The 13075-nt window shown below is 38.6% G+C and carries 10 protein-coding genes; 8 read left to right on the top strand and 2 right to left on the bottom strand.

Annotated elements, in window-relative coordinates; translation table 11 throughout:
* Positions 1 to 40: 40 nt before the first annotated feature.
* The 4 genes from O0V13_RS01015 to O0V13_RS01000 all read left to right on the top strand — a co-directional run bounded on the left by O0V13_RS01015 (position 41) and on the right by O0V13_RS01000 (position 5115).
* Positions 41 to 1174, top strand: a complete 1134-nt coding sequence (locus O0V13_RS01015; protein WP_268033133.1) for a hypothetical protein — start codon at positions 41 to 43, stop codon at positions 1172 to 1174.
* 70 nt (positions 1175 to 1244) lie between these two features.
* On the top strand, positions 1245 to 1688 hold the full coding sequence (locus O0V13_RS01010) for a nucleoside deaminase (RefSeq protein WP_268033132.1): 444 nt from the start codon (positions 1245 to 1247) through the stop codon (positions 1686 to 1688).
* A gap of 103 nt (positions 1689 to 1791) precedes the next feature.
* Positions 1792 to 2418 (top strand): superoxide dismutase, encoded by a 627-nt coding sequence (locus O0V13_RS01005; RefSeq protein ID WP_268033131.1) that lies wholly within the window; start codon positions 1792 to 1794, stop codon positions 2416 to 2418.
* Positions 2419 to 2676: 258 nt separating this feature from the next.
* A complete protein-coding gene (locus O0V13_RS01000; RefSeq protein ID WP_268033130.1) occupies positions 2677 to 5115 on the top strand; it encodes an outer membrane beta-barrel protein in 2439 nt (812 codons plus the stop codon).
* A gap of 806 nt (positions 5116 to 5921) precedes the next feature.
* On the opposite strand, the gene O0V13_RS00995 is transcribed toward O0V13_RS01000, so the two are convergent.
* The gene (locus O0V13_RS00995) at positions 5922 to 7079 is read right to left on the bottom strand and encodes a hypothetical protein (protein ID WP_268033129.1); all 1158 of its coding nucleotides are present in this window, start codon (positions 7077 to 7079) and stop codon (positions 5922 to 5924) included.
* Positions 7080 to 7239: 160 nt separating this feature from the next.
* Between O0V13_RS00995 and O0V13_RS00990 the strand changes: the two genes are divergently transcribed.
* Positions 7240 to 7887 (top strand): TatD family hydrolase, encoded by a 648-nt coding sequence (locus O0V13_RS00990; protein ID WP_268033128.1) that lies wholly within the window; start codon positions 7240 to 7242, stop codon positions 7885 to 7887.
* On the top strand, positions 7884 to 8612 hold the full coding sequence (locus tag O0V13_RS00985) for a tRNA threonylcarbamoyladenosine dehydratase (RefSeq protein WP_268033127.1): 729 nt from the start codon (positions 7884 to 7886) through the stop codon (positions 8610 to 8612). The genes O0V13_RS00990 and O0V13_RS00985 overlap by 4 nt, the downstream gene beginning before the upstream one ends.
* On the opposite strand, the gene O0V13_RS00980 is transcribed toward O0V13_RS00985, so the two are convergent.
* Positions 8609 to 9073 carry a MaoC family dehydratase gene (locus tag O0V13_RS00980; RefSeq protein ID WP_268033126.1) on the bottom strand — a complete coding sequence of 155 codons (465 nt, stop codon included), beginning with the start codon at positions 9071 to 9073 and terminating at the stop codon, positions 8609 to 8611. The genes O0V13_RS00985 and O0V13_RS00980 overlap by 4 nt on opposite strands.
* A gap of 225 nt (positions 9074 to 9298) precedes the next feature.
* Between O0V13_RS00980 and O0V13_RS00975 the strand changes: the two genes are divergently transcribed.
* Together O0V13_RS00975 and O0V13_RS00970 are read left to right on the top strand one after the other, a co-directional pair.
* Positions 9299 to 11131 (top strand): transglutaminase domain-containing protein, encoded by a 1833-nt coding sequence (locus tag O0V13_RS00975; RefSeq protein ID WP_268033125.1) that lies wholly within the window; start codon positions 9299 to 9301, stop codon positions 11129 to 11131.
* 4 nt (positions 11132 to 11135) lie between these two features.
* On the top strand, positions 11136 to 13073 hold the full coding sequence (locus tag O0V13_RS00970; RefSeq protein WP_268033124.1) for a DUF3857 domain-containing protein: 1938 nt from the start codon (positions 11136 to 11138) through the stop codon (positions 13071 to 13073).
* Positions 13074 to 13075: the final 2 nt, after the last annotated feature.

The raw sequence follows: 13075 nt of genomic DNA, 5'->3' as shown, positions 1-13075 counted from the left end.
ACTTATTTAATTTTGTCGCGTTGCCCATAAGTCTAAATTCATGGCTAAGAAAAATATAGACCAAAATATCAACCAGGAAAAGCTTTCAAAAACAGCCTATTCCCTGTTTGACTTTACCAAAAAAGAGAAATCATTTCTCATTATTATCTGCGTCCTAATTTCCATTGCCGCAATCGTTACTCCTTATACTTATGCCGCGATGTGGTTTGGGTTTGCCTTGGCTGCCTACTCTGCTATTGCTAATGATAGTATTCAGACAATCGGTACTTTCATTGCTTCCAATCAAAATAGGAAATGGTATTGGTTGTGGTTATTCATGGGGTTGATCTTTGTAGGTACAGTTACCTACAGCTGGATGACCTTAGATGGAGATGTTAGTTATCAGAGATTGACTACCAAGGGTCTTGAAAAGGCCCCAGAAAGCTTTGTTTTCCTTCAGTTGGCTGCTCCGATCGTATTGTTGATCATGACCAGGCTGAGAATGCCTGTTTCTACGACTTTCCTTTTGCTTAATGTTTTCACCTACAAAGCAGGAACTATCGTAGATGTGATGTTCAAAAGTTTTGTAGGCTATTTGCTTGCATTTGGAATTGCAATGGTGGTATGGTTTGTATTGGAGCGATTTGTTCAAAATTACCTAAAAGGTAAAGCCAAACCATACTGGATTGTATTGCAGTGGATCACATCTGGAACTCTATGGTCTGTATGGATCATGCAGGATGCAGCAAACATCGCCGTTTTCCTTCCACGTCAATTGGACCTTGTCGAATTTATCGTTTACGCTGGATTCGTCTTTATTGGATTAGGATTCCTTTTCTATTTAAAGGGTGATAGAATTCAAGGTATTGTTAATGAAAAATCCAATGTAACAGACGTAAGAGCTGCCACGATTGTAGATTTTGTATACGCTATCATTCTGTTCTATTTCAAACTTTACAGCCATGTTCCTATGAGTACCACCTGGGTATTTATCGGTTTGCTAGGGGGTAGAGAGCTGGCGATTGCTATTGGTAAGCATGGTAAAGCCAAGAAAAAAGGTGCTTGGAGATACAGAGCATTTGTTTTGGCGAGAAATGATGTCTTCAAAGCCACCATTGGTTTGGTAGTTTCTTTGGTTTTGGCAGTCATTATCAATGAGGGAGTCAGAAACGAGATTTTGGATTACTTCAGGTAATCCCAGAATATTTAATAAAAATGAAAAGGCTTGAAAATACAATTTCAAGCCTTTTTACAAATACGATTGAATGGAGCTTTTCTCTGACGAATATTTTATGAACGAAGCCCTCAAGCAGGCTAGGATTGCTTTTGAAGAGGGTGAAATTCCTGTTGGGGCCGTGATCGTTTCCAAAAACAGAATCATCGCAAGAGCCTATAATCAAACAGAGAAGCTCAATGATGTGACGGCACATGCAGAAATGATCGCGATCACTGCAGCGGCTAATTACATGGGAGCCAAATATCTTCCAGATTGTAAATTATACGTGACTTTGGAGCCCTGTACCATGTGTGGTGGGGCTCTTTTTTGGTCTCAAATTGGAACTGTTATTTTTGGAGCTTCGGATCCCAGACGTGGGTTTAGACAACTTGACTCTTCAATTCTTCATCCCAAGACCCAGCTTCAAACTGGGGTTTTGGCTCAACAATCCGAAGAGCTTTTGAATGAGTTTTTTAAAAAATTAAGAAAATAATAGGAAATTGGGTTTTCAAGAACCTTTTCGATCTTCCTATGGTTTTGATGAAAGATTGAGTAGGAATTTTAATTCAATGTTTAACCTATAAATTTTATAAACGATGGCTTTTGAACTCCCATCCTTACCTTATGCTTTTGATGCATTAGAGCCGAACTTTGATGCTCGTACAATGGAAATCCACTATACTAAGCACCATCAAGGCTATGTAAATAACCTAAATAAGGCTATTGAAGGAACTGACCTAGCAGGCAAATCTCTTACCGAGTTGTTGCAAGTAGCTGGTAAAAATGTAGCTGTAAGAAACAACGGTGGTGGACATTACAACCATAGCTTGTTCTGGACAATTTTGTCTCCAAATGGCGGCGGAGCTCCGGTAGGAGATATCTTAGGTGCTATTGATAATAAATTCGGCAATTTTGATGCTTTCAAGGATGTCTTCAATCAAGCTGCTGCAACTAGATTCGGTTCTGGTTGGGCTTGGCTATTAGTGACTGCAGCGGGTACTTTAGAAGTAGTTTCTTCTGCAAACCAAGATAACCCTATGATGGATATTTCTGAAATAAAAGGTATTCCTGTATTAGGATTGGATGTTTGGGAGCATGCATACTACCTGCATTACCAAAACAGAAGACCTGACTATATTTCTGCTTTCTGGAACGTGGTAAACTGGACAGAAGTAGAGAGAAGATATCAAGAAGCTATCAAGCATTTCGATTTGGATGTTTAAATAAAACTTCGATAAATGAACCCGGGCAATTGTCCGGGTTTTTTTGTGTTTAATCCAAAATGGAATCGGACATATTTGATGTTTGAATAGAAATATTTCAAAAAATTGATGTCCGTTCCTAAGTCAAAAAGTGTCCATTGATGGACACATCCTTTTTTGGCATTGATGAAAAATGCCCTTTTAGTGCTTTTTTGAGGGCTTTTCGATTCATGGCATTTCATTTTCTTTAGGTGGCACAGATAAACACGCAATTAAGAAATGAGAACTGCCAACTATTTATTTTTAACCCTATTCATCTACTTGCTTGGCTTAAGTAACCTTGCGATTGGAGCTCCCAAGGAAGTGAGCCGAATATCAGGAAAAGTAGTGGACCAATCTGGTACACCTGTTCCTTTTGCCAATGTGGCTTTGATCGCTGTTGAAGGAAGCGGTCTGGTTGATGGAGCCGTATCTGATGAGGATGGAGCATTTGTGATCGAATCCGTGAAAACTGCCAAAGTCCAGTTGGTTGTTTCCTCTATTGGTTTCTCCACTTTCACATCTGACTCATTTGAATTGACCCCTGGGACTATCAAAGACATGGGGTCTGTTCAGGTAGAAGATGAAATGACTGGCTTGGATGAAGTCACTGTCAAATCAACCCGTCCTGAGATCATCATCGAACCTGATAAGACTGTGGTTAATGTGGAAGGAACCGTGATGGCTGAAGGATCCAATGCTTTGGATGTGATCGGTAGATCTCCAGGAATCTATGTAGACCAGGATGGAATCATCAACCTGAATGGAAGAGCTGGAGTCGTTGTGATGATCAATGATCGTCAGACCTACATGTCTGCAAATGATTTGGCTAATTTCCTACGTGCAATGCCTGCAGAAAATATCAAAAGCATCGAAGTGATCAATAATCCATCTGCCAGATTTGATGCGGAAGGTTCTGCAGGTGTGATCAATATCAGATTGAAGAAAAATACGGTTGATGGCATGTTTGGAAACGTACAGGCCGGTGGTCAGTATAATGGTTTCTGGGCTCCAATTGCAGGAGTTTCATTGAATGTGAAAAAAGGAAAATGGTCTAGCAATGCGGATTTGAACTACAATCATTACGCTAACTTGAATGAACTTGAAATCGAGAGAAATTTTGATGTGGCTGAAGGGGTGTCCAATTTCATGCAGGAATCCGATATCAAACAGAGAAATAAAAACTTATTCTTCAATGGAGCGACCAATTACGAAATCAATGAAAATCACAACATTGGTTTGAATGTGCAGGCTTCTGACTTTGATAATAAAACCACGAATCCATCTTTTACCGAGATTACTACTCCGGGAGTAGTAGGGACATCCTATTTGGACTCATATAATGATTCCAAAGGGGGTGGAAACAGATTCTTTGCAAACCTTCACTACGGAGGGAATTTGGATACATTGGGGACCAAACTGACTTCGGATTTTGACTTTACCAGAATGAATTCCAATAGTGAGTCCCTGCTCACTACTAAAAATTGGAATGGAGAAAATCAGGCCGATCTCCAACGTGAAAAGTTAAATACCCTCAATGATATGTATTACAACATCTTTACTGCGAAAGTAGACTTGGTAAAACCTATCGGCAAGGGAACTTTGGAAACAGGTGTGAAAGGTTCTTGGGTGAAGTCAGACAATAACCTGGATTTGACTTTGGCAGTAGAGGATGGACCTTTTGAGCCAACACCAAATAGCAATCACTTTATTTACCATGAAAATGTATTGGCTGGATATGTTTCTTATAAAGGAAAAATTTCTGACAAATTGAGCTACCAAGCAGGTTTTAGAGGTGAGCATTCCAATATTGAAGGAAACTCTGTGACTTTGGATCAGATCAATACTCAAAAGTATTTCAATCTTTTCCCGAGTGCTTTCATACAACAAAAAGTAAGCGATAACTACCAGATCGTATACAATGCGAATAGAAGAATCACCCGTCCTAATTATAGATTGTTGAATCCATTTGTGTATTACATCGATCCATTGACGACTGAAACTGGTAACCCGAATTTGACTCCTCAATATTCCAACAATTTTGAGATGAATCATGTGGTGAAAGGGATGTATCAATTCACTTTGGGTTATAGTGAGACCACTGACGCCTTTATGCAAGTATTCATCCAGGATGATGAAGAAAGGACTACTACTACCTTTACAGATAATTTTGATAAAACCAGAAATGCCAATTTCAGAGCGATCGTGCCAGTTCAGTTGAGAGAATGGTGGGGAACAACCAACATGCTTCAAGTGAATTATAACAGATACAAGTCTCAAATTGGGGATGATTATCTAGATAATGCTCAGACTTCTTTTATGGTCAGAACTCAGCATAACATTAACCTTCCAAAAGGCTTCAAATTGGAATTGATCGGTATGTACCTAGGACCTCAAATTTGGGGTCAGGGAGAAATCGAAGGTTTTGGATGGGTAGATGCAGGTGTGACCAAGTCTATTATGAAGGATAAATTGACTATCGCAGTGAATGGAACTGATCTTTTCAGAACTCAGGTGATTCGTGCAAAAGTTGATTTTGCAGATATAGATACATCCTTTAGACAATATAGAAGTAATCAAGGAGTTCGATTCACACTTCGATACAGGTTCTCCAAAGGAGAAAGCTTCCGAGTTAGTAAGAATACCGGAAGTACTGAAGAAAGAGATAGATTAAACTAAAAAGGCAAAAAGAGGCCTCATTAAAGACACTCATTTGTTAGTTTGATTACTAAATATTCTTCGACTATAAAATGAGATAACCTGTTTAATTTATTGTGGGACTTTTGAAAGACCAAAAGTCCCAAATCCGCGATAAAAATCGGGATCTTTTGCCTGAATTGGCTTGAAAATGCCTTCGGACATTTTCTGCCGGTTTGGGTCAAACGCTAAAAATCGCCGGATTTCCGAACAAGTTTGGAACTAGCCGATTTTCTTTACGCTTGTTGACCTCAATCCGGCACCAGCCACTTCAAAGTAAATAGGCCTTTTGAAGTCTTGGGAAAATTTCAGATTATGGAAGAACAGGCTACTTTAAATAAAGGAAAGAACATCAATTTTAGTCTGGACCCACCTTCCAATTTTGCGTGTTATGAAAACAATTGTGAGTAATGGCAATTAGGAGGCTTGTCTGACGAAAATTTTGCTTCCACAAACTTCATGTTTAGACAAGAATCTATGCAAAATTGAGGAGTTTGCCGACGTGTGGGGAGAAAATTGATTTTAACCCAAAAATGGACAGCGGTGGTCCCTAAGGCAGCTGTCGGGAATGGTCCTTTTTCACCTAAAGGAAAAAGGGCGGAAATAAAAAAACGATGTAGTCCTATTTCTATAATTGGGTTATTTCAGGATTTCCTGAATTAACTACTCCTCAAAATTATTTATCATTGGCTGAAGTTCTGGGCATGCGAACTTCGGTCATCGTTCATCGGTCATCCGGCACTGATAAACAAAGGGAATTAGGACGGCGTTGGAAAAGCTGATAAAAACTAATTTACATCCACTTTATAAACCTCCACAAAGTCCTCCTCGACATCAGGATTTGGTTTGGAAATAAACCATAAGCTGCCCTCTCTACTTACAAATACCTTATTCAATTGATCAGGAGATTCAAAATCTGCCAATTTGTTGCCTTCCAGATCTAGAATGAGAAAGTGTGTTTTATATTTTTTGCCAATTCGTTCATTGAATTCTCGCCACTCATCTTGGGATTTGATTTCCTGATAAGCTAAAGCATCCAAGTCGTCATAGCCATTTTCATATGATATGAAAAGCATGTTGTCCAGCTTTGTCATTTTATTGATAATTCCAAAACTTGGATCAAAGGAGATAGCCTGTGGATCAGCCTTTTTTGGGTCCTCACCTGTGTTGAGTTTGTAATCAGGAAGATCAAGAGGGATTCTAGCCCGCTTTTGGTAGGGAGAATCGATTTCATGGATATTCAAAAATGGATCCGAGCCTGTAATTACAAAAAGTTGATCACCATTTACAGCAAAATTAGCTGAGAGTGTCCCCGGTTCATGGGACATATTGTTTTGGAAAATACTGGCAGAATCCAAATGCAAAAACTGTTGAAACTTTCCAGTTGCAGGATCAGCCCACACCAACTGAAGGAAATTATCATAAAACTCAGGCTCAGTTTTGTTGAATTCACCTCTTGCAATCAATCCGGAAAGAAGGATTTTATCATCGACAAACTGGATCTCCTTCATAGCATCAAACCTTCCGCTAAAAGGAAGTTGCTCGTCTCGTGGGACTTTACTGCTAGAGATTAGATTTCCTTCAAAATCATATTCAAAAACTCCTTGAGGGGAGACAATGTCAATATTTCCAGAGTCATTGAATTTGCCAGCAGCCATTGGATAAAAGCCAAAGCCATCCGGCGCATCTCTTTCTTTTTTGAATTCAGAAGTGATTTTCCCTTCAAAATCCGAAATAACAAACTGCATCTTTTGTGGATCAAAAAGGAGAATTTTCTTTTGATTAGGGCTGACATCCATCAAATTGAGAAGGCCTATGTAATCCACTCGGATCGAATCTTGAATTTGTAATTCCAGATCAGGGAGCACATTTTCTTGATTAGACTCGGGAGAAGAGCAGGAAGCAGCGATAAGTAATGATAACAGGAAGAAGATTCTTGATTTCATGTTCGTTGGTTTAGGATTAAAAAAGAAATTCAAAAATTAATTAAAGCTCTATTTGTTAGTCGCAAGAATTGAAAAATATAGGACGTCCTAAAAGAGCTTTAACTAAAGTAAATTCAATTGATCAATGAATATAGGGAATTCATTTTTCACATATTTGCATATGACATTTTTCGATTTTCATACCCATCATAGCCTTCTTAAAAGATCCATTCACAATCTTGCTGAACAGGAAGATCCAAAACCCGATTCTTATTTTTCAGTAGGGATTCACCCGTGGAACTTGAATGAGGAATGGGAGAAAGAATTTGTGCGGGTAAAAGAGTTTTCTTCACTTTCAAACTGCCTTGCTATTGGTGAATCGGGATTTGATAGGCTTTGGGGGCCAGATTTAGATCTTCAAAGGAAGGTTTTTTACGAGCACGCAAAGTTGGCATACGAGCTCCAGATTCCTTTGATTCTTCATCTAGTAAAAGGTCACGATCTCCTATTGGAATATTTAAAATCAGAAGTAAGAGTACCTCAAATCATTTGGCATGGATTCAATTTGAAATCTCACATGGCTGAGCAGGTTTTAGATTTTCCGATTAGTTTTTCTTTTGGTAAAGCAATTTTAAAATCAGATTCCAATGCTTCCCATTGGCTTAAAAAATGTCCAATCGATCGTGTTTTTTTTGAAACTGATGATTCACAACTATCTATTGATTCCATTTATAAATCTGCTTCCGTAATTTTGCAGCTTTCTGAAGAGGAATTGACTCTGCAGGTTAGAAATAATTGGAACAAAATATCAAGTAGAAAAATAGAATGAGTGAATTTGCTTGGCTTAGTAGGACTGAATTGATTACTGGAAGGGAAGGGTTGGAAAAGCTTTCCAAAAAACATGTTTTGGTAGTTGGATTAGGGGGAGTAGGATCCTTTGCATCAGAATTTATCTGCAGGTCTGGAGTGGGTGAAATGACCATCATCGATGGAGATATTGTTGATGTGACCAATTGCAATAGGCAGCTTCCTGCAACTCAGAAAAATGTAGGGCAGTCGAAAGCAGAATGGATGGAGGAAAGATTGCTATCCATCAATCCGAATCTGAAAGTCCATACGATTAAGCAATTTTTGGATCCCGGTGCCATGACTGAATTATTAGAGGGCAACGAGTTTGATTATGTCGTGGATTGCATCGATAGCTTTTCACCAAAGCTACATTTGATTGAGGGAGCCTATAAGAGAAATTTCCCATTGGTGAGTTCGATGGGTGCGGGAGGAAAAGTCGATCCTACTCAAATAAAAGTGGTAGATATCTCGGAAACCTATGAATGTAAGTTGGCTAGGTTGATAAGAAAGAGGCTTCGAAACCGAAAAATCTATTCCGGATTCAAAGCTGTATTTTCTTCAGAGAGAATCATCAAAGAAAGCTTGATGATGACTGATGGGTCAAATTTTAAGAAGTCAGCCTACGGGACGATGTCCTTTTTGCCAGCAGCATTTGGATGCTCTTGTGCTGCGACTGTGGTCAATGACTTGCTGGCTTCTAATTAATTGAAGTGGTATAGAAATACCAGGACGCCGGCGAAAGCCGGTTTCCTTTGGTCTTTGATTTCAAGTTTCACTTCAACTTCAGCCTTCACGGTTCCTCTTAAGTTTGCAATGTTCTTAAGTTTAGCATGCAGACGAACTTCACTGTCTACTGTGACAGCTTGTGCAAAGCGTAAGGATTCGATGCCATAATTGATCATCATTTTTAGGTTTTCCACCTTGACGATTTGCTCCCAAAGGAAGGGGACAATACTCAAAGTCAAATAGCCATGTGCGATGGTGTTTCCGAATGCACCTTCGGATTTTGCACGCTCGGGATCAGTATGTATCCATTGGTGATCATTGGTCGCATCACCAAAAAGATTGATTCTATCTTGGGAGATATTAAAATAATCGGAAGTGCCAATTTCCTTTCCATTGTATTTTTCGAAATCCTCGAAACTTCTGATGACTACGGGGTTCATTAGATTTGGGTTTTTTTTTAAGATTTCAAATAGGGAAGTTTATTTTGGATATACAAATAAAATAACTAGCCTCTATTTTTCATTTTCTCAGCTCTTTGAAATGCAGGGATTTGCACTTGAAATTCCTAAAAAATTATTTTTTCGAAATCATTAGGTTTCATAAAACTTATATCTACATTCGTTCGAAAATATCGACTCTTTTACATGGTAAATTCCCTGCTCGCTGTGTTACTTTTTTTTGAGGTTTTTGTCCATCCGGATACTATTAATAAAGAGCCAGTATTACCCCATCATTCCGTTCTCAAAGAAAAAATTATCTACGCTGTCAAAGAGGATTTTGGATATACGATTCAAGTCGAAAAACAACTTCAAATCCTCAATAAAGAAGGTTTGGATCATGCTTTCACCTCTTTGTCTTATGATAAATTAATTGAGGTCAAAGATTTTAATTTGCAGGTCATAGATCCGGTCTCAGGAAAGACTCTTGAAAAGGCAAGAATGCGGGACATGTCGGATGTTGCTATAGTATCGAACACCTCTGTTTTTGAAGATAATCGCCGCAAATACTATCGGGTGAAAACCCAGCAATTTCCAGTTTTAATAAAAATTCGGTCAGAATCCTATCATAAGAGTAATTATTACTTTCCAGAATGGGTTCCCGTTCATTATTTATATCAGAAGGTAGAAGAGTCTACATTAGAGGTAATATATCCAAAATCTGCCGGGATCCGATTCAAAGAAATAAACCTACTTGGGAAAAGTGAAAAGGAAGAGCTCTCCGATGGCTTTACCAAACTATCTTGGACAGAAAGAGATCTTCCTATTCTGGGAAGTGGATTTGATATCAAGGATGTTCATCGGCTATTAATCGCACCAAGGGAGTTCTCTATGGAAGGATTCCGTGGGACTATGGATAATTGGGCAGGATTTGGAGCCTGGCAATCTGCTATCAACCAGGGGAGAGGTGAATTGCCTGAAGAGTTTAAGAATCAAGTGCTCCAATTGGTTGAAGGTGTAGATGATTTGTATGAAAGAGTTTCCATCCTTTATTCCTATCTCCAACAAAACTATCGCTATGTAAGTATTCAACTAGGAATAGGTGGCTGGCAAACGATGACGGCAGAGGAAGTACTTAAATATTCTTATGGAGATTGTAAGGCTCTGACTAACCTGATGAAAAGTATGCTCGAGGTAGTTGGGATTCCAGCCAATTACACTCTTGTATTGGCAGGGGAAAGCAAAAGTGAAATGCAAGTTGACTTTCCGAGTAATCAATTTAATCATGTGATTCTTCAGGTCCCAACAGAGGTAAGTCCGATTTGGTTAGAATGTACCTCCAACATTTTGCCAGCGGGGTATTTGGGAGAATTCACCAAAGGTAGAGATGTTTTGGTGATCCAGGAAGGGGGAGCATATATCACACAAACTCCCGCATACAATTCCGATCAGTGGAATAAAATAGCAAGTTTGAATAGAATTGACTTAGATCCCCAAGGCAATGCTACACTCCATTCCGTGAGGGAGATGAAAGGGAATTTTGTGGAGGAGATGTTACTCCTTCAATCTTCTCGGGATAGTCGTCAGCAAAAGGATTTTTTTAATAAAAATTTACCAATCTCAGGTCTGATCATAGAAGATTTTGAATTGAATGTGGAAAGCTTAGATTCTATTCCTGTGTCTCGATTAGAGCTGCAAGGGCATATTTCTAGGTTTGCCCAGTCCACAGCCAAAAGAATGCTATTAAAGCCATTCTTTGAAAAAATCACAGAACAGATGGTGGATAATAGGACCTTGGACTTGGAAGAAACCTATGTGATCTCCTTGCCTCCAGGAGTAGTTCCCGAACTAGAAACTGGTGATATCCATGTGACTGATCCTGATTTTGATATTCAGCTCACCCACCAACTCAAAGAGGGGAAATTAGAAGTAAATCGATCAATCAAATTTTTGATAAGGGAGGAATTGAGTGAGGAATCGAAGCAAGAATTTTTAAAAAGGATCAATCAAACAACCCAGAGAAGTTATTATTTCAATAAGTCCAACTCCCTAACTAAATAAATCTATGAAATTGCGCTTTTTACCTGTCCTGTTTTTTTTCACACTGGGATCTGTTTTTGGACAAAAGGTGAAAATGGGAGTTTTTTCCAAAGAAGAAATCAACCTGACTGAAGTCTCTTTTGAAAAAGAAGCTGATGCAGTTATCCTTTGGGAGCAAGGGCAATCCCGCTTCAATAGTAATCTATTAGAGACTACAATTTTTAGCCGAATTAAAATTCTAAAAGAATCTGGAAAATCTCAAGGGACTATAAAAATTCCATTTTACGTAGGCACAGATCGGACAGAAAACATCAATGGGATCAAAGCCTTTTCAATCAACTTTCCTTCAGGAACACCTTCAATTGAAGAAGTTGCGAAGGAAAATATTTTCGAAGTTGACTTGCCAAATGGTTGGAAAGAAATTAGGATCACGTTCCCAAATGTCCAGGTAGGGACCATTTTGGAATATTCCTATAAGAAAACAGACAAAAATATTGGGATTTTAGATGGATGGAGTTTCCAAAATGATATCCCAACATTGGGAAGTTCCTACGAAATCACAATGGTTCCCTATTATGATTATAAATTGATCGGCCAAGGAGTCAAATATTTCACAACTGCTGAGAAAACAGCCAACAATGGGACTTACGGATGGGTTTTGCGAGATCTTCATTCCTTATGTGGTGAGCCTTTTATGAAGAATTATATTGATTATCGCGAAAGAGTAGAGTTTCAACTTTCTCGATATCAAAAATATTCTTCGGGCGCTTATACTAGTGGGAGTGAGTGGATCGATGTATTGAGCACTTGGCAAGAAGTGGGAAATAGAGTGCTTGAAGATTTTCAGGAAATGGGATTCTTTAGATCTAATCCATTGGAAAAAGAAACCTTGGACTTGGATCTCTCAGGAGCTTCAGAAAAAGAAAAAGCAAAAAAAGCGTATTACTTTTTTCAGAATAATTTCAGCATCAGTGATTTTCAAGGTTTCTGGCCAGAGCAAACCATCTCTCAACTTTTAAAAACCAAAAAAGGGACACCTGAAGAATTGAACTTGGCCTTAATGGGCGTTCTAAAATCCATTGGGATTGAATGTTCTCCTCTATTGATTGGTTCCAAAGGGAATGGCCGAAATGAGCTGGTTCCCTTTCCATTCATGAATCAATTCAATGAAATTATACTTTTAGCTCAATTGGATGGAGAACCAGTTTACCTTGATCTGAGTGATCCCCTAGCTCCTTTTGGATATGTAGGATTGGAAAAGCACGTCAAAGGGGGATTACTTTTAGCCAAGGATAATAGTGAGCTGGTTGCCATAAAAATAAAACATAACTCTAATTCCATTTTGATGTCTGATGTACAACTATCAGAGGAGGGAAAATTGGAGATTAGAAATACGATGCGAACCTATTTTTATGAAGGACTTAAAATAGCCAGAGCGAGTAAACCATTGATTGATAGGAATGAGCCTTTGGAAAATCTCTTTGGAAAAGACGATGATTTTCTTTATTCAAATGTGAAAATTGACAATGCTCTGAAAGAAAAAAACTACCTGTCTACCGAATTCACGGTTACCAGTAAAGAAAAGGTAAAAGATGAATGGATTCAGGTTTCTCCGTTTTCCTTTTCTTCATTTGCCCAGAATCCTTTTACTCAAGAATACCGAGTGTTTCCGGTAGATTTTGATTTTGCATTTGTTGAAACTTACAATGCCAAAATAAAAACTCCCCCTGGATATGAAATAGATGATTATCCACTGGAAGAAAAGATGACCATTTCAAGTGGCCAGATAAGTTTTAGCTATAGTCCTACAGTAATCGATGGATCGTTGAATATTATTGCAAGGATAGAGGTCAAAGATCCAATTATCGATCCCAAATTGTATGGGGACCTGAAGTTTCTAATGGAATCAATTGCTTCCAAATTAAATGCTCCGGTGATTTTCAAAAAAAATGCTAAACCTTAAAG

Source organism: Algoriphagus sp. PAP.12 (assembly GCF_026652115.1).
Classification (GTDB): domain Bacteria; phylum Bacteroidota; class Bacteroidia; order Cytophagales; family Cyclobacteriaceae; genus Algoriphagus.
Note: the sequence above shows the minus strand (reverse complement) of the source record. Positions and strands in the feature narration are given on the sequence as shown.

Bases quoted from the DNA above. Each gene is read 5' to 3' on its own strand.
- O0V13_RS01005 (WP_268033131.1), top strand. From the start codon at position 1,792: ATGGCTTTTGAACTCCCATCCTTACCTTATGCTTTTGATGCATTAGAG.
- O0V13_RS01000 (WP_268033130.1), top strand. From the start codon at position 2,677: ATGAGAACTGCCAACTATTTATTTTTAACCCTATTCATCTACTTGCTT.
- O0V13_RS01015 (WP_268033133.1), top strand. From the start codon at position 41: ATGGCTAAGAAAAATATAGACCAAAATATCAACCAGGAAAAGCTTTCA.
- O0V13_RS00990 (WP_268033128.1), top strand. From the start codon at position 7,240: ATGACATTTTTCGATTTTCATACCCATCATAGCCTTCTTAAAAGATCC.
- O0V13_RS01010 (WP_268033132.1), top strand. From the start codon at position 1,245: ATGGAGCTTTTCTCTGACGAATATTTTATGAACGAAGCCCTCAAGCAG.
- O0V13_RS00985 (WP_268033127.1), top strand. From the start codon at position 7,884: ATGAGTGAATTTGCTTGGCTTAGTAGGACTGAATTGATTACTGGAAGG.
- O0V13_RS00995 (WP_268033129.1), bottom strand. From the start codon at position 7,079: ATGAAATCAAGAATCTTCTTCCTGTTATCATTACTTATCGCTGCTTCC.
- O0V13_RS00980 (WP_268033126.1), bottom strand. From the start codon at position 9,073: ATGAACCCCGTAGTCATCAGAAGTTTCGAGGATTTCGAAAAATACAAT.
- O0V13_RS00970 (WP_268033124.1), top strand. From the start codon at position 11,136: ATGAAATTGCGCTTTTTACCTGTCCTGTTTTTTTTCACACTGGGATCT.